Genomic DNA, 16,044 nt, shown 5'->3' on the forward strand with positions numbered 1-16,044 from the left:
CGCCTCAGACCAGGAACTGGGCCATGACCCGGTCGTAGCTGCCCTGCGCGCGCAGGACGAACTCGCAGATCTCGCGCACCGCGCCGCGGCCGCCGGCGGCCTCGGTGATGTGGTGGGCGCGGCCGTGCACCTCGGCGCGGCCGTTCGGCACGGCGACGGCGAAGCCGACCCGGCGCAGGATCGGCAGGTCGACCACGTCGTCGCCGATGAAGCCGACCTGCTCGGCCGCCAGGCCGGTTTTTTCCAGCAGGGCGTGGAACGGGGTCAGCTTGTCGTGGCCGCCCTGGTGCAGGAAGGCGATGCCCAGGTCGGCGGCGCGCTTGACCACCTGCGGCGAGACGCGCGCGCTGATGATGGCGGTCTGCACGCCGGACTCGTGCAGCAGCTTGATGCCCAGGCCGTCGTGCACGTTGAAGGTCTTCAGCGCCTCGCCGTCGGCGCCGTAGTGCAGGCTGCCGTCGGTCAGCACGCCGTCGACGTCGAAGATCATCAGGCGCACCTTGGCGGCGCGGGCGACGTTGTCGAGGTTGTATCCGGCGTTCATCAGATCACCTTGGCGCGGGTCAGGTCGTGGATGTGCAGCGCGCCGACCAGCTTGCCGTCGGCGTCGACCACCAGCATCTGGTTGATGCGGTACTGCTCCATCACGGCGACGGCGTCGACCGCCAGTTTTTCCGGGCCGATGCTGCGCGGCTTGGCGTGCATCACGTCGCGGATCAGCACCTTGCTGAAGTCCTGGACTTTTTCGATCATGCGGCGCAGGTCGCCGTCGGTGAACACGCCGAGCGGACGGCCGTCGGCGTCGACCACGGCGGTCATGCCCATGCCCTTCTGGGTGATCTCGAGCAGCGCCTCGGTCAGCTTGACGTCGGCGCCGACGGCCGGCACGGCGGCGCCGCTGCGCATGACGTCGCGCACGTGGGTCAGCAGGCGGCGGCCCAGCGCGCCGCCGGGATGCGAGCGGGCGAAGTCCTCCTCCTTGAAGCCGCGCAGGTCGAGCAGGGCGACGGCCAGGGCGTCGCCCAGCGCCAGGGTGACGGTGGTGCTGGCGGTGGGCGCCAGGTTGAGCGGGCAGGCCTCCTTGGCCACCGAGACGTCGAGGTGGACGTCGGCCAGCTGGGCCAGGCTGGAGCCGGGCTTGCCGGTCATCGAGATCAGCGCGCTGCCCATGCGCTTGACGACGGGCAGGATGGCCATCAACTCGGCGCTCTCGCCCGAGTAGGAGATGGCGATGAAGGCGTCGTCGGCGGTGACCATGCCGAGGTCGCCGTGGGCCGCCTCGGCCGGGTGGACGAACAGCGCCGGCGTGCCGGTCGAGGCCAAGGTGGCGGCGATCTTGCGGGCGATGTGGCCGGACTTGCCGATGCCGGAGACGACCACCCGCCCCTTGCATGCAAGCAACAACGCGACGGCGCGGCCGACGCTGTCGTCGGCGGCCAGGCGCGCGTGCATGGCGTTGATGGCGTCCGCCTCGATCTGCAGCGTTTCGCGTGCCAGCAACAGTGCCCGCGCGGCGATCCGGGGATCGGGATCAATTCGATCAAAAGCTTTCAGCATTGTTTTTTCATCGGTTACACTCATGCCCAAAGTATAGCCGAATTGGGAAAGCAAAAAACTTGCCAGACGCAACAAACAACGGAATAAGACCACGAGCCATGTCAAACCCATGTTTTCCTCCCTCGAACTGACCCTCCTCCTGCTGGGCAGCGCCGTGCTCGGCGTGGTGGCTTTCCGCATGCTGCATTTGCCGCCGATGCTGGGCTATTTGGCGGTCGGCATCCTGATCGGCCCGCACGCGCTCGGCCTGGCCGAGGAGAACGAGGCCAGCCACACGCTGGCCGAGTTCGGCGTGGTGTTCCTGATGTTCTCGATCGGCCTGGAGTTCTCGCTGGCCAAGCTGATGGCGATGCGGCGCATCGTCTTCGGCCTCGGCATGGCCCAGGTCGGCCTGACCATCGCCGCCACCATGTTGTTCGGCTGGGCCATCGCCAGCCAGCTGCCGGCCTCGCTGCACCTGGGCTGGCAGGCCTCGTTCGCGCTGGGCGGCGCGCTGGCCATGTCGTCGACCGCCATCGTGTCAAAAATGCTGACCGAGCGGCTCGAGCTGGAGAGCGCGCACGGCCGCAAGATCATCGGCATCCTGTTGTTCCAGGACCTGGCCGTGGTGCCGCTGCTGATCCTCATCCCCTCGCTGTCGCAGAACCCCGACGACCTGCTGCAGACCCTGGCGCTGGCCGGCGGCAAGGCGGTGGTGGTGCTGGTGCTGCTGCTGTTCTTCGGCCAGAAGCTGGTGCGCGGCTGGTTCACCATCGTCGTCAAGCGCCGCTCGCAGGAGCTGTTCATGCTCAACCTGCTGCTGTTCACCCTGGGCGCCGCCTGGATCACCGAGCGCGCCGGCCTGTCGCTGGCGCTCGGCGCCTTCGTCGCCGGCATGCTGATCTCCGATACCGAATACAAGCACCAGGTGGAGGAGGACATCAAGCCCTTCCGCGACGTGCTGCTGGGCCTGTTCTTCATCACCGTCGGCATGCTGCTCAACGTCCGTCTGGTGCTGGAGAACTGGTGGCTGGTGCTGATTTTGCTGTGCGGCCCGGTGCTGCTCAAGTTCGCCCTGATCGCCCTGCTGGCCAAGCTGTTCGGCGCCACCGACGGCGTCTCCATGCGCACCGGCCTGGCGCTGGCCCAGGCCGGCGAGTTCGGCTTCGTGCTGCTCAACCTGGCCGGCGGCATGCACCTGATGGACCCGTTCGTGATCCAGGTGGTGCTGGCCTCGATGGTGCTGTCGATGCTGCTGGCGCCGTTCATCATCGCCAAGTCCGACCAGATCGTCATGAAGGTGTCGAGCAACGAATGGATGATGCAGTCGCTGGCGCTGACCAAGATCGCCAGCCGCACCATGGCGACGCAGAAGCACGTCATCGTCGCCGGCTTCGGCCGCAGCGGGCAGAGCCTGGCCACCCTGCTCAGTGAAGAAAAGATCGAGTACCACGCCCTCGACCTGGACCCGGAGCGGGTGCAGGAGGCGCAGACGGCCGGCGCCAACGTCTCCTATGGCGACGCCGGCCGGCGCGAGAGCCTGGTGGCGGCCGGCATCTACCGCGCCAGCGCGGTGGTGATCACCTACACCAGCACGCCGTCGGCGCTGCGCGTGCTGCAGCTGGTGCACGAGCTGGCGCCGACCCTGCCGGTGATCGTGCGGGCGCACGACGACACCGACCTGGACCGTTTGAAGGCGGCCGGCGCCGCCGAGGTGGTGCCGGAATTGATGGAGGGCAGCCTGATGCTGGCCTCGCACGCGCTGGTGATGCTGGGCGTGCCGCTGCGCCGCGTGGTGCACCGCGTGCAGGCGGCGCGCGAGGAGCGCTACGCCTCGCTGCGCGGCTACTTCCACGGCGCCAGCGACGTCGGCGAGGAGGCCGACATGGTGCGCCTTCATTCGGTCACGCTGGACGGCAAGGCGGCCTGCGTCGGCAAGGCCTTGAGCGAGGTCGACGTGGCCGGCGCCGGCGCCGAGGTGACCACCATCCGGCGCGGCAAGGGCCGGCTGGAGTTGACGCCGGACACGGTGTTCGAGGCGGGCGACGTGGTGGTGCTGCGCGGCGCCGCCGAGGCGGTCAACCGGGCCGAGACGCGGCTGCTGCGCAGCTAGCGGCCAGCGGCTAGCCGCGGTAGCTGACCACCCGGTTGCGGCCGCCCTCCTTGGCCTGGTACAGACAGGAGTCGGCCTGGGCGATCAGGGCGCGCGAGACCACCTCGGCGCTGGCCTCGGGGTCGCCGTCGGTCAAACAGGCGACGCCGATCGACACGGTGATCGACACCTGGGTCTCCTGCGAGATCGAGATCATGCTGCCGGCCACGCTGGCGCGGATGCGCTCGGCGACGAAGGCGGCGCTGTCGAGGTCGGCGTCGATCAGCAGCACGACAAACTCCTCGCCGCCGAAGCGGGCCAGCGCGTCCGACAGGCGCAGCTCGGCCTTGATGCGGGTCGCCACCTCGCGCAGCACCTCGTCGCCGCCCTGGTGGCCGACGGTGTCGTTGACGCGCTTGAAATGGTCGATGTCGATGTACATCACCGAGATCGGATAGGTCTGGCGGCGCGCCCGGCCGATCTCCTCGAGCAGGCGGCGGTCGATGTAGCGGCGGTTGTAGACGCCGGTCAGCGAGTCGGTCAGGCCGATGTACTTGAGCATCTCGTTGCTGATCACGTTTTCCAGGCAGATCGCGATGATCGAGGCCATGTGCTCGATGAAGTCGGTGCCCAGGCTGGGGGTGAAGCGGGTCGGGTCGACGCTGCCCAAATTCAGGCTGCCGATGATGCGCTTGTTGCGCAGCAACGGCACCAGCGCCACGCTCTGCAGGCCGGCCGGCGGGCGCGGGAAGGCGGCGCCGTGGCGCTGCGCCTCGTACATGCCCAGCAGCGGCTTGGGCGGCGCCGAATAGGCGTTGCGCCGGCCCAGGTCGAAGCCCAGCTCGTCGATCGTCTCGACGAACAGCAGGTCGGGGAAGTCCTCGAACACCACGCCCAGCTTGAGCATGACGGTGCGGATGTCGGCGTCCTCGTCGATCAGGCTCAGGGTCACGCTCTCCAGCTCGGAGATGATGGGCAGGGTGCGGAAGATGGTGCCGACCAGCTCGGGAAAGCTGCCGGCGCCGACGATCTCCAGGTCGAAGGCCTGGTGGCGGCACATGATCGAATGGTTGCGCTCGGCCTGCTCCAGCAGATAGGCCATGCGCGCGCGCAGCGCCTGGTTCTCGGCCGCCAGGTCGACCGAGCGGAGGGCCGGATCGGTGTGCGGCGGCTTGCTGCCTGGGACGGTGTGCGTCATATAAACCCTTACTCGATTGCGACCAGCAACGGCGTTACTGCGATAGCGGAAACAGTTCAGCGAACCGACAAACTTGCATGCTGCAACAGTACGCCAAGTTGGCGTTGTTGGGAATGCAAAAAAGTGCAACTGTTCATTAAAACGCCAGTGTAACGCTTATTTCCTGTCCAACATACAGACGCTGGCCCTCGCCCGCAGTGACGATGGCGTTCATGCCGAAGCAGATGGCGCCGTCCAGCTCGGCCTTGGCGCGGTAGCCCTGCAGGATGTCGAGCGGGTCGGGGCCGAACTGGCCCGTGCCTTGGTCGACCGAGGGCATCGGGCAGCGCGAGCAGGGTTTGACGGGTTTGAGCAGCGCGTCGCCGAACTGGAAGGTGTCGACATAGTCCTCCTCGAAGGCCTCGATGCCGTCCACCACCAGGTTGGGGCGGAAGCGGTTCATCGGCAGCGCGGCGCGGCCGGCCGCCACCAGCTTCTGGTTCAGGTCGGCCAGCGAGGCGCTGCCGGCCAGCAGCACCGGATAGCCGTCGGAGAACAGGGTGTGGGCGGCGACGCCGCCGGTCCACTTGGCGCTGACCTGGCGTTCCACGTTGGGGTGGAAACGCACCAGCCGGCACGGCACGCCGACGGCGTTGCTGAACCAGGCGGCGGTGAGCTCGTCGCAGTCGTAGGCGGTAACCACGTCGTCCCACACCTGCACTTGCAAGGTGGGCGCCAGTGCGGGGTCGGGCAGGCCCAGTTCGAGCTCCAGGCGCAGCATGCCGGGGGCGCGCAGCTCCAGCGTCTCGGCCTTGATGCGCGGCACGATCAGCGCCATGCGCGGATGCTCGCGCTGGGTCAGGCAGTGGCCGTCGAGGTCGACCACCATCCATTCGCGGTCGTAGATGTTTTCGCTCATCAAACCGGCGACGGTCAGGGTCGCCTCGCGCAGCGCAATGCCGGCGCAGGACTTGATCGGATAGAGGGAGATGTCGGAGAGGGTTGCCATGTGCGCCGCCTGCGGGGCGGCGCCTGCGCCACCCATCGATTGATCGGAGTCGCAGTATGGCAGTAAAGCGGGGCGCCGACAATGCGGCGCCCCGCCCGGGGACTTACTCGGCGGCGTCGGCCGCCTTCTTGGCGGCCGGCTTGCGCGCGGCTGGCTTGCGGGCCGGCTTGGCGGCGCCGTCGGCGGCAGCGGCGGCGGCTGGCGCCTCGGCGACCTTCTCGGCGGCTACCTTGGCTTTCGGCGCGGCCTTGGCTTTTGCTTCCGCTTTGGCTTTTGGCGCGGCCTTGGCCTTCGGTTCCGCCTTGGCTTTTGCTGGAGCCTTGGCTTTGCCGGCGGCCGGCTTGGCTTCCGTTGCTTCCGTTGCTTGCGCGACGTTCGCCACTTCCACGGCGGCCTTGGCTTCCTTGGCGACCTTGGCTGCGGCTGGCTTGCGCGGCGCGCGCGCCGGCTTGGCGACAGCGGCTTCGGCGGCGTGGTTGGCCACCGGCGCCACGACCACAGGCGTCAACTCAACCGGAGCCGATTGCACCACGGCCGGAGCGACCGGCAAGGAGTACAGCGCGGCGCTGTCGATCTGGGCCGAGGCCTGGACCGTCTCGTTGGCATCCTGGCGGCGACCGTTGCCGCCCTTTTGCTGGCCCTGCTGCTTGTCTTTGCGCGGCTGCTGGTTCTGCTGCTGCGCGCCGTTGCGCGGCTTCTGCTGCGCGTCCTTGCGTGGCTGCTGGTTGTCCTTGCGCGGTTGCTGGTTGTCCTTGCGGGCCTGCTGGTTGTCCTTGCGCGGCTGCTGGGCGGCCTGGTTGCGGCCACCACGACCGCCGGCGCGCGCATGGCGGCCCTCGGTCTGCTGCTGCACCGTCAGCGCGTGGGCGATGGCGGCTGCCTCCTCGTCGCTGATGACATATTCGTCGTCCGGGTAGCGGGTCAGATCCAGATCCGGGGTGCGCTCGACGGCGCGTTCCGGTGCGCGCTCGGGGGCGCGCTCGGCAGAGCGTTCACCCTTGCGGCCGCCACGGTTGCCACGGCCACGGCCACGCTCCTGCTGGCCGCCCGGCTGCGCCGACGGCTGTTGTTGTTGTTGCGCCGCCTGCGACTCGACGATGGCCTCGACCACGGCGCCCGATTCGAGCACGTCGGCTTCGTCCTGCGGCAACTCGACGGTGTCGGCGTTGTCGGTGTCGGCGTCGGTGAAGCCGTCGCTGCGCTCGGCGCTGACGTTGGCGCGTTCGGCGTTGCGCTCGCTGCGGTCGCGGTCGCGACCACGGCCACGGCCACGGCGCATCTCGCCCTTGCCTTCCGGACGGCCCTCGCCCGCTTCCGGCGCGGCGCCGTTGTCGCTCACGACGGCGCTGCCGTCGGCGTTGACGGCGGCCGCGCCGCTGCTGCGGTAGACGTAGGCGCCGGATTTCTCATCGCGGCCGAATTCCAACAGGCCGCGCGCCTTGGCTTCCTCCAGCAGATTGCCGAAGGTGCGGAAGCCGTAGTAGGACTCGCTGAAGTCCGGCTTGCGGCGCTTGATCGCCTCCTTCAACACGGAGGCCCAGATCTTGCCGCTGTCGCCGCGCTCGGAGACCAGCGCGTCGAAGGTGCCGACGGCGATTTCGACCGCTTGGCTGCGGCGCTTGTCCATCTCTTCGCGGCGGCGGGTTTCCTCTTCCGGCGTGCGCTTGACGGCAGGCTGGGCGTCGCGCGGGTCGCGCTTGGCGGCGGCGCGGCGGCTCTCGCGCACCAGGTCGTCGTAGAAGATGAATTCGTCGCAGTTGGCCACCAGCAGGTCCGAGGTGGACTGCTTGACGCCGACGCCGATCACCTTCTTGGCGTTTTCGCGCAGCTTGGAAACCAGCGGCGAGAAGTCGGAGTCGCCGCTGATGATGACGAAGGTGTCGACGTGCGACTTGGTGTAGCACAGGTCGAGGGCGTCGACGACCATGCGGATGTCGGCCGAGTTCTTGCCGGACTGGCGCACGTGGGGGATTTCGATCAATTCGAAGTTGGCCTCATGCATAGGCGCCTTGAACGCCTTGTAGCGATCCCAGTCGCAATAGGCCTTCTTGACCACGATGCTGCCCTTGAGCAGCAGGCGTTCCAGCACGGGCTTGATGTCGAATTTGTCGTAGTTGGCGTCGCGCACACCGAGCGCGACGTTTTCGAAATCGCAGAACAGCGCCATGCTGACGTTATCGTTGGAAGAAGCCATGAGATTGTTATTTTCTAGAGATGAGGGGGAGGCAGACACGTCAGACGGACGCAGACAATCCAATGATTATACCCAACAACGTCGCGCAACAGCGCGCGAACGCGTTGCCGGGGGCGCATTTGCTGTTGCTGAGCGGCGATTCCGCCGCGGCCGGAGCCCGTCGGCGAGCCGATCCGGGCGCGGCCGGCCCGGGTTTGGTAAACTGCGCGGCTGAGCGAAGCTCGTGCGGCCGTTGCGCCGCCGCCGCCCCCCCTATTCTGAAAACGTAGACACCGATGACCGACTCCCGCCTGGCGGCCCTGTTGCAGCAGCATTTCTCCATCGACGCCCTGGAGCGCGCCCCCGCGCCGCTGCAGCACGCCCTGCGCCTGCTGGGCGACTGGCTCGGTGCAAGCCGCGCCCAGCCCTACCCCAACACGCCGTTCGCCGAGCTGGCCGCCCTGTTCGGCGACCAGCCGCTGCCGGCCGAGGGCATGCCGGTCGAGGCCTTCCTCGAGCAGCTCGACGCCACCGTGCTGGCCAACACGGCCCAGCTGAACCATCCGAAGTACATCGGCCACATGACCCAGGCGCTGCCGTGGATCAGCGTGGTGGCCGAGGCGCTGACGGCGGCGCTGAACCAGAACCAGGTCAAGATCGAGACCGCCTACGCCTCCACCCTGATCGAAAAGCAGGTGCTGGGCTGGTTGCACCGCCAGGTCTACCGGGGCGGCGAGGCGCTGTACGCCGAGGCGATGGCGGCGCCCAACATCGCGCTGGGCAACATGGTCGGCGGCGGCACCATGGGCAACCTGACGGCGCTGGCCGTGGCGCTCGAGCACCAGCTGCCCGGCTACCGCAAGGACGGCCTGCTGGCCGCGCTGGAGCGCTCCGGCCATCGCGGCCTGGCGGTGATCGGCTCGGCGCGCAGCCACTACTCGCTGAAGAAGGCGCTGGCCACCCTGGGCTTGGGCGAGAACGCGCTGCGCGTGGTGCCGGTGGCGCGCGACAACCGCATCGACCTGGCCGCGCTGGAGGACGAGGTGGCCGCGCTGAGGGCGGCCGGCGTCAAGCTGCTGGCCGTGGTCGGCATCGCCGGCGCCACCGAGACCGGCAGCATCGACCCGCTGGCCCAGCTGGCGGCCGTGGCGCGGCGCGAGGGCGCCTGGTTCCACGTCGACGCGGCCTGGGGCGGCGCGCTGCTGCTGGCCGAGCAGTTCCGTCCGCTGTACGAGGGCATAGCACTGGCCGACTCGGTGGTGCTCGACGGCCACAAGCTGCTGTGGGTGCCCATGCCGCAAAGCATGGTGCTGTTCCGCGACAGCGCCAGCCTGAACCTGCTCAAGCACAATGCCAACTACATCCTGCGCGACAACTCCGGCGACCTCGGCCAGACCTCGCTGGAGGGCTCGCGCCGCTTCGACGCGCTCAAGCTGTGGACCTCGTTCAAGGTGCTCGGCGTCAGCGGCTACCGCACCCTGCTGGAGCAGGCGGCGACGCTGACCGGGCAGATGCGCGCGCTGCTGGCCGAACAGGCCGACTTCGAGCTGGTCACCGACTCGGACACCTTCATCCTGACCTACCGCTACCTGCCGCAGCGCCTGCGCCAGCAGATGGAAAGGCTGCTGGCCGACGGCCGGCTGGAGCAGGCCGCCGCGCTGAACCAGCGGTTGAACGCGCTCAACAGCGAGCTGCAGACGCGGCAGAAGGAGCTCGGCCACAGCTTCGTCTCGCGCACCGTGCTCGAATCGACCGCCTACCCCGGCCAGACCACGGTGCTGCGCGTGGTGCTGACGAACATGACGACGACCGAGGAACACCTGCGCGAGATTCTCGCCGAGCAGGCCGACATCGGCGAGGGCTTGCTGGAGCAGATGGGACTGTAGTTTCTTATAGCAGAATGTCCATAACCTCCCAGCGACCATTCTTGCGCGCACCGGAATGACGTAGTTTGCCTGCGGTTACAAGTTTAGTACTGGCCCGCTCGACAGCACGGAGTGATTTGCCGATCTCATTGGCAACCTCGGCCAGGGTCATGGTAGGGTTCGCCATAAGGCACTGGAGGATTGCTACCGGCGTCTTTACCGGCGTTTCTACCGGCGTTTCTACCGGCGTTTTCACCGATGTTCCAATTCCCGCCACCGCAGAGAATGGAAATTCAACCCACAGCCCCGTGCCGTCGCAACTGAAAATCGGTGCAGGGCTACCATAGTCGAGGCAGGTATTGCGAATCAGCTCAATGCCGCGCCCCCACGACTCGATCAGCCCGGCCAAAAAGAAGGCCCGGGCGATATCGGGGTTAGCGGGTTGCGAAGAGTGTTTGTCAAGCAGCTGCGCCAGCGACCAGTCGAAGGGCAAGGGGCCAGCATTCCAGATCATCACCTTGTGGTCGTACACACTGATCTGAATCGGAATCGACGCCGCGTAATCCTTATGCGCAATGGCGTTGATCACCGCCTCGCGCAGAGCCGCCTCGGGAATCGGAAAGCGCTCCAGTCGTTGCACACCCTCGTAAGAAATACCGGCGCGCAGATACTTGGTCAGCAATAGATCCAGCGTCTTTTCCACCTGCGTGAACAAGTCGCCGTCGATCAGATCGTGGAAAAGCAAATCGGAGTCGGTGCGGAAAAAACCGATCTTCACACAGGCGCCGGTGGTGAACCTCTCCGGGTCGGCATGGAACAGCAGCGTGGCCGCGCGATGGAGATATTTTCCCTCGGTCAAGTGCAATTTCTCCACCAGTACCGCATCGCTTTCGGCCAAGGACTCCTCGCCCAAGCGCCCACTTTTCGCCGCCAGCTTGCGAAACGTTTGGATTGCCCGAGGGTCCAGGTCGGCTAGCGCCACGTAGGGCACCGGCACGCCATCCCAGCGCCGGCCAACCTTGCGCATCAAAAAACGATCCAGCGCCGCGCCGCGCAATTCCTGCTTGGTGCTGCCGCTACGCTGGTGGTACTCGCCCTTGTAGCTGATCGGACTGGGATAGGCGTCGACCACGATCTCCAGCCAGTCGCGCCCGTCCTCCGTGTGCAGATTCACCGCGACGACGATGCCGAGAATGTCGCGCACCTTGTTGGGTATGTCCTCCAGCAGCCTGGCCGCGTTGGCCACGCCCACCACTTCGCCATTGTCGTTCTTGCCGATGGCCAGCGTGCCGCCCTCGGCGTTGGCGAAGCCGCAGATCCACTTCATGTACTCGTCCCGCCAGGACTGTTTCCATTCGAGATTCTGGGCTTCTTGCATGGCCGGCGCCTCCTTCCCGTCAGCCGCTGTCGCGGCGTATCGATCACATTGGCACCAGCGTGTCAGCTTCGCCCGGGGACGGCAAGCGGCCAAAACAAACAACCCCGCCATCGACCCGATTTTGGGGCAACGCACTATAGCGCGGTCGCGGTCGCGCACGCGGGCGGGCGCGAAGCGCGGCGCGGCGCGGAGAATCCGTCACGGCACCGGCAGCTTGTGCCGAGCCGGGCTCGACGAGCCACAATCAGGACGCGCGACGCGCCAGGTAGGCAGCGATGGCTTGCTCGCCATGCTTGGCGAGCGCGTACACGGCGCGCTCGTCGGTGGACAGCAATACGCCGGACTTGAGCCAGCATTGCCGCATGTGGGTGGGCACGCCGCGCGCGGTCAGTTCGCGCGCGCTGACCGTTTTGACGGCTTTGCCCGCCTTCGCCGGCTTGGCAGGGGCAGCCGGCTTGGCCGGTGCGAGCGCCGCCACGCCGGCCGGCTTCCTCGTCACGGCCTTGCCGGCCCCTGCCGGCCGCGCACCGCCGACCGGCGGCAGTGGGGACGGCGTCAAGCCAGGACCGTCGAGATCGATGCCGAACAAGGCCGACAAATCCGCGTCCGCCAGGTTGTGCTCGGCATCGGTCTGCGTTTGGGTCAGCGACATGCCGACGGCCGTCTGGACCAGCTCGGCCGGATCGACATTGCGCAGCCGGAACAGCAAGTCCGGCGCGCTGTCGAGTCGGTTGCCGACGCCGTACAAGGTGGCCGCCACGTGCTTGCACATGGACGCCGAATCGGGGCAGCTGCAACGGAAGCTGATTTGCCGCGGCGTCGGGAACAGCCCGCTGCCGGCCTGGCTGACCACCGCCATCACGCCAGACGACAAGCGGCCCTGGAGCAACTCCACCAGCGAGGCGATCTTGCCGGCGCAGTCGCCCAGTATCGTGCGCCACAACGCCGGCGCCAGCGCCTTGATCGTGATGCTGACCTCGTACAGGCTAGAACCGGCCACCAGGGCGGATATTTTCTCCCCCTCGATCTGCAGATCGACCACCGAACCATTGCGCACGTAGGTGCGCCCGCGCGGCAGGCGGTTGGCGTAATCGCTGTACTGTTCAAGGTTGTCGCACCATTGCTTGCCCCAGAAGGTGTGCGCGATAGTGCGTTTTTCGATCAGCACGGGCAGGCAGACCCGGCCCTTTTTCCGCAGAGCCTTGATCTTCTTCTCCGCCTGCGCGCGCTTTTCCGCCACCGACACATACTTTCCCCAACCACCATAACCATAACCAGCCATCGCCACCGCTCCTATTTTTCCAGCGCCGCGCTGTGGATGTCGAGCGACACCATGCGGATCAATTCATCATTACTCATCTCGGTGAGGCGGGTTTCCGCGCCGCCTTCCAGGATCTCGTTCGACAAGCCCTGCTTCGCCTCGATCAGCGCGTCGATTTTTTCCTCTATCGTGCCACGGCAGATGAACTTGTGCACCAGTACATTCTTCTTCTGGCCGATGCGGTAGGCCCGATCGCTGGCCTGGTTTTCGACGGCCGGGTTCCACCAGCGGTCGAAATGGATCACGTGCGACGCTGCCGTCAAGTTCAGCCCGGTGCCGCCGGCCTTGATCGACAGCACGAAGAACGGCGGCCCCGATTCCTGCTGGAACTGTTCCACCAGGTTCTTGCGCGCCTTCACCGGCGTCGCCCCGTGCAACACCAAGCCGGCACGGCCGAACACCGTGCGCAGGAAATCGTGCAACGGCGCCGTCATCTCCTGGAACTGGGTAAACACCAGCACCTTTTCCTGCCGGGCCGCGATCTCCTCGGCGATCTCGCGCAGGCGGGCGAATTTTCCGCTGCCCTCCGGCGCGTAGTCGCCGTCGCCCGACCACTGCGCCGGGTGGTTGCAGATTTGCTTGAAGCGCATCAGCGAGGCCAGCACCATGCCGCGCCGGGCGATGCCGTCGAGTGCGCCCAGTTGCTCCTGCAGGGCTTGCACCGCCGCCTGGTACAGGCCCACCTGCGCATGCGACAGGGCGCAATAGGCCTTGACCTCGGTCTTGTCCGGCAGGTCGGCGATGATGCGCTTGTCGCTTTTCAGACGGCGCAGGATGTACGGCCGCACCAAGTTGCGCAGCGGCGCGTAGGCCGCGTGTTCGCCCTGCTCCAGTCGTTTGACGAAGGCGCCGAAGGCCTTGGCGCCGCCGAGCAAGCCCGGGCAGATGAAGTCGAACAGCGACCACAGGTCGCCCAGGTGGTTCTCGACCGGCGTGCCGCTGAGGGCGAAGCGCACCCGGCTGTGCAACTGCTTCACCGCGCGGGTTTGCTGCGCGCCCGGATTCTTGATCGCCTGGGCCTCGTCGAGGACCACGATGGACCAGCGCGTTTCCCGCAGCGCCGGCAGGCGGGTCAGCGAGCCGTAGCTGGTGAGCACCACGTCGACCTCGCCGTAGCGCTCGGCCGGCAGCGCCGCCAGGGCCTTGCTCGGCAGGGCCGAGGGGTGCGCCACCAGCACCGTCAGCCCGGGCGCGAAGCGCGCCATCTCGGCCTGCCAGTTGCCGATCAGCGAGGCCGGCAGCACCAGCAGGTGCGGCCCCGGGTCTCCGCCCCGCTTGGCCAGCAACAGCAGCGCCAACACCTGCACCGTCTTGCCCAAGCCCATGTCGTCGGCCAGGCAGCCGCCCAGGCCCAGGCGGTTGAGCAGGTACAACCAGCGCACGCCGTCCTGCTGGTAGGGGCGCAGCTGCGCCTTCAGCTCGGCGCCGGGGCGCGCGGCGTCTTCCAGCCGGCCGGCACGGGCCGGATCGGTCAGCTCGTCGAGCACGCCGCGCAACCAGTCCCCCGCCACCACGCGGGACCAGTCGGCGCCGGCCGCGTCCAAGGCCGGCGAGGCCGCCCCCTCGGCGCCGACGCCGGCCAACAGCCGCATGCCTTCAAGAAAGGAAACACCGTCGCCGCCGTCGTCGATGCCGCGTTGCACCTGCTTCCAGTGCGCCAGCACGGTGTCGAGCCGCGCCTGGTCGACCTCGACCCAGCGCCCCTTGAGCCGCACCAGGCCGGAGCCGGCGGCGCGCAGTTCGGCCCACTCGGCATCGCTGAGCGTTTCCTCGCCGAGCGCGTAGGAAACATTGAAGTCGAGCATGGCGCCGAGCCCCAGACCGGCGGCCTTCTCGCCGAGATTGACCCTTACCTGCGGACGCACCGGTTGGCTCGGCCGCCACCAGTCGGGAATGCGCACGACGATGCCGTTCGCCTCGAACAAGGGAACGTTCTGCAAAAACTGATGCGCCTCGCGCGGGGACCAGGCGCGGGCGTGGAAAATCGCGCCCGAGGCGACCAGCGCGGCCAACCACGGGCACTGTTCCGATGCCTTGTGCACCGGCATCAGCAGGCGCAACAAGGCTTCGCTGTTGGCCTCGCCGGCGTATTCCTGCAGCGCTCGGCCGAGCGGCAGATGCTGCACCTTGGCCTGCTGCGACACAGTGGCGGCATAGGTGGCAAGGAAGGCGAACGGGACATCGGGATTGGCCTTGTTCTCGGCCAGATGGAAGCACACCCGGCCCAACAGGTTCCAGCTCGGATGCTGGTGAGCCAGCCAAGCCGCCACGTCGCCGTCGGACAGCGCGATCTGCGCGCGCGCCTGCCCCAATAGGTCGTCCCATAGCGTGCTCAGGCAGGCCAGGTCGACGTACTCGGCCCCGACCATGGGCGGCATGCCGGCCAGCAGTCGCGCCAGTTCCGCCTGCGGCGCGGCCAACTCCAGGCTGTCCCATTGCGCCGCCAGGTCGGGCGTGGCGCACAGGCGCGCCATGAACAGGTGGGCCAGCTCGCGGCCGAACGCCAGCGAGGGCGGCAGCGGCGTCGCCAGCTCGCTGGCGCCCAGCTGCAGCAGGCCGGCCAGCGCGTCGCGCTCGAAGGCGGCGTGGATTCTTGGCGGGAGGGACGCCACGGCCTCGCCCGTCCCTGGGTCCAGATGGAAGCGGCCGCTGGGGGAGACAAAGAGTGCGGGCGCCAGGGTATCGCTGGAGGGGGCCGGAGTGGAGTGGGACGGTCGATTCATGCGCGCGATTTTATCATCGCAGGCGTTAGTGAGTTACTGCCAATAGCTTTACTGCCAACAGCGCAACCACGGCAACCACGACCGTCTCTCGGCCCACCGATAGCTCGATTGCTAACTACGCGGCATAGATATCACGAATCATTTTGATGGTCGCACGATCCTTACCTTTTCCCCGGTTTCTGGCTTGGTCGGCTGCCCAGAAGCTTTCCAAGAAACCCTGTTGTTCGTAAAACCCGATTACCCTGGCGTCGTTGACTGCGTCGGTAACAATGAGACGAGAGGCTGAGACGGTCTGAGCACCAATTACCTCGCCAATAGCCAAGTTCAACAATCTGGCGCCAAGCCCCTGACACTGTAGGTCGCAATGAACGGCAAGTCGCCCGATTTTCACAGCGGGAAAAGACTGTAAATCGGTTTGATATGCGAGCCCGAGTTCACCAACTTCGCTAGCTTTCAGGGGGATCGAGTCGTTTGACCAAGTGCGCGGCAAGCCCCGTCCTTCAGGACGGGGTCAAGAGCGCGGACGGCGCAGCCGTCCGGTTTGGTGCATCTAGTGTGGTGTCTGCTGCTGCTCGATGTACTGGCGGATAACTGCAACGGGCGCACCACCACAGCTGCCTGCGAAGTAGGACGGCGACCACAACACGCCTCCCCATAGTTTCTTGCGGATGCTCGGATAGTTCTTCTTCCGAATCATCCGGCTCGACACGCCCTTCAGGCTGTTCACCAGATTCGAGACGGAAACCTTGGGCGGGTAGTTCACCAGCAGA

The 16,044-nt window shown here is 67.0% G+C and carries 12 protein-coding genes; 2 read left to right on the plus strand and 10 right to left on the minus strand.

Annotated features, from left to right (window positions below; genetic code table 11):
* Positions 1-4 precede the first annotated feature (4 nt).
* Positions 5-544 carry a KdsC family phosphatase gene (locus BM252_RS23225; RefSeq protein WP_093390048.1) on the minus strand — a complete coding sequence of 180 codons (540 nt, stop codon included), beginning with the start codon at positions 542-544 and terminating at the stop codon, positions 5-7.
* Complete coding sequence (locus tag BM252_RS23230; RefSeq protein WP_093390049.1) at positions 544-1,557, minus strand: KpsF/GutQ family sugar-phosphate isomerase; 1,014 nt, start codon at positions 1,555-1,557, stop codon at positions 544-546. Before BM252_RS23230 ends, BM252_RS23225 begins: the two co-directional genes overlap by 1 nt.
* A 109-nt stretch (positions 1,558-1,666) precedes the next feature.
* On the opposite strand from BM252_RS23230, the gene BM252_RS23235 reads away from it, so the two are divergent.
* Positions 1,667-3,649 carry a monovalent cation:proton antiporter family protein gene (locus BM252_RS23235; RefSeq protein WP_093390050.1) on the plus strand — a complete coding sequence of 661 codons (1,983 nt, stop codon included), beginning with the start codon at positions 1,667-1,669 and terminating at the stop codon, positions 3,647-3,649.
* A gap of 10 nt (positions 3,650-3,659) precedes the next feature.
* Here BM252_RS23235 and BM252_RS23240 read toward each other — a convergent pair whose 3' ends face one another.
* From BM252_RS23240 to BM252_RS32145, 3 genes are all read right to left on the minus strand, one after another.
* The gene (locus BM252_RS23240; RefSeq protein WP_093390051.1) at positions 3,660-4,826 is read right to left on the minus strand and encodes a GGDEF domain-containing protein; all 1,167 of its coding nucleotides are present in this window, start codon (positions 4,824-4,826) and stop codon (positions 3,660-3,662) included.
* A gap of 136 nt (positions 4,827-4,962) precedes the next feature.
* The gene (locus BM252_RS23245; protein WP_093390069.1) at positions 4,963-5,814 is read right to left on the minus strand and encodes an MOSC domain-containing protein; all 852 of its coding nucleotides are present in this window, start codon (positions 5,812-5,814) and stop codon (positions 4,963-4,965) included.
* Positions 5,815-5,917: 103 nt separating this feature from the next.
* Positions 5,918-8,008: an NYN domain-containing protein gene (locus BM252_RS32145; protein WP_174900643.1), complete on the minus strand. Its 2,091-nt coding sequence runs from the start codon at positions 8,006-8,008 to the stop codon at positions 5,918-5,920.
* A gap of 275 nt (positions 8,009-8,283) precedes the next feature.
* Here BM252_RS32145 and BM252_RS23255 point away from each other — a divergent pair, with 275 nt between their 5' ends.
* On the plus strand, positions 8,284-9,873 hold the full coding sequence (locus BM252_RS23255; RefSeq protein ID WP_093390052.1) for a pyridoxal-dependent decarboxylase: 1,590 nt from the start codon (positions 8,284-8,286) through the stop codon (positions 9,871-9,873).
* Between the two features lie 4 nt (positions 9,874-9,877).
* Here BM252_RS23255 and BM252_RS23260 read toward each other — a convergent pair whose 3' ends face one another.
* The 5 genes from BM252_RS23260 to tnpA form a co-directional block, all read right to left on the minus strand.
* Positions 9,878-11,230, minus strand: coding sequence for an ATP-binding protein (locus BM252_RS23260; RefSeq protein WP_093390053.1), 1,353 nt, complete (start codon positions 11,228-11,230; stop codon positions 9,878-9,880).
* Positions 11,231-11,474: 244 nt separating this feature from the next.
* Positions 11,475-12,512: an SWIM zinc finger family protein gene (locus BM252_RS23265; protein ID WP_093390054.1), complete on the minus strand. Its 1,038-nt coding sequence runs from the start codon at positions 12,510-12,512 to the stop codon at positions 11,475-11,477.
* Between the two features lie 11 nt (positions 12,513-12,523).
* Complete coding sequence (locus BM252_RS23270; protein ID WP_342742540.1) at positions 12,524-15,163, minus strand: DEAD/DEAH box helicase; 2,640 nt, start codon at positions 15,161-15,163, stop codon at positions 12,524-12,526.
* A 226-nt stretch (positions 15,164-15,389) separates the two neighbouring features.
* Positions 15,390-15,764: a GNAT family N-acetyltransferase gene (locus BM252_RS30395; RefSeq protein ID WP_139236687.1), complete on the minus strand. Its 375-nt coding sequence runs from the start codon at positions 15,762-15,764 to the stop codon at positions 15,390-15,392.
* Positions 15,765-15,824: 60 nt separating this feature from the next.
* On the minus strand, positions 15,825-16,044 hold a 220-nt coding region (tnpA, locus tag BM252_RS23275; RefSeq protein WP_139236689.1), incomplete at its 5' end, for an IS200/IS605 family transposase.

It is taken from the genome of Rugamonas rubra (assembly GCF_900114705.1).
GTDB classification, from domain to species: Bacteria; Pseudomonadota; Gammaproteobacteria; order Burkholderiales; family Burkholderiaceae_D; genus Rugamonas; species Rugamonas rubra.

Coding starts and splice junctions, on each gene's coding strand:
- BM252_RS23225 (WP_093390048.1), bottom strand. CDS start 544: ATGAACGCCGGATACAACCTCGACAACGTCGCCCGCGCCGCCAAGGTG.
- BM252_RS23230 (WP_093390049.1), bottom strand. CDS start 1,557: ATGCTGAAAGCTTTTGATCGAATTGATCCCGATCCCCGGATCGCCGCG.
- BM252_RS23235 (WP_093390050.1), top strand. CDS start 1,667: ATGTTTTCCTCCCTCGAACTGACCCTCCTCCTGCTGGGCAGCGCCGTG.
- BM252_RS23240 (WP_093390051.1), bottom strand. CDS start 4,826: ATGACGCACACCGTCCCAGGCAGCAAGCCGCCGCACACCGATCCGGCC.
- BM252_RS23245 (WP_093390069.1), bottom strand. CDS start 5,814: ATGGCAACCCTCTCCGACATCTCCCTCTATCCGATCAAGTCCTGCGCC.
- BM252_RS32145 (WP_174900643.1), bottom strand. CDS start 8,008: ATGGCTTCTTCCAACGATAACGTCAGCATGGCGCTGTTCTGCGATTTC.
- BM252_RS23255 (WP_093390052.1), top strand. CDS start 8,284: ATGACCGACTCCCGCCTGGCGGCCCTGTTGCAGCAGCATTTCTCCATC.
- BM252_RS23260 (WP_093390053.1), bottom strand. CDS start 11,230: ATGCAAGAAGCCCAGAATCTCGAATGGAAACAGTCCTGGCGGGACGAG.
- BM252_RS23265 (WP_093390054.1), bottom strand. CDS start 12,512: ATGGCTGGTTATGGTTATGGTGGTTGGGGAAAGTATGTGTCGGTGGCG.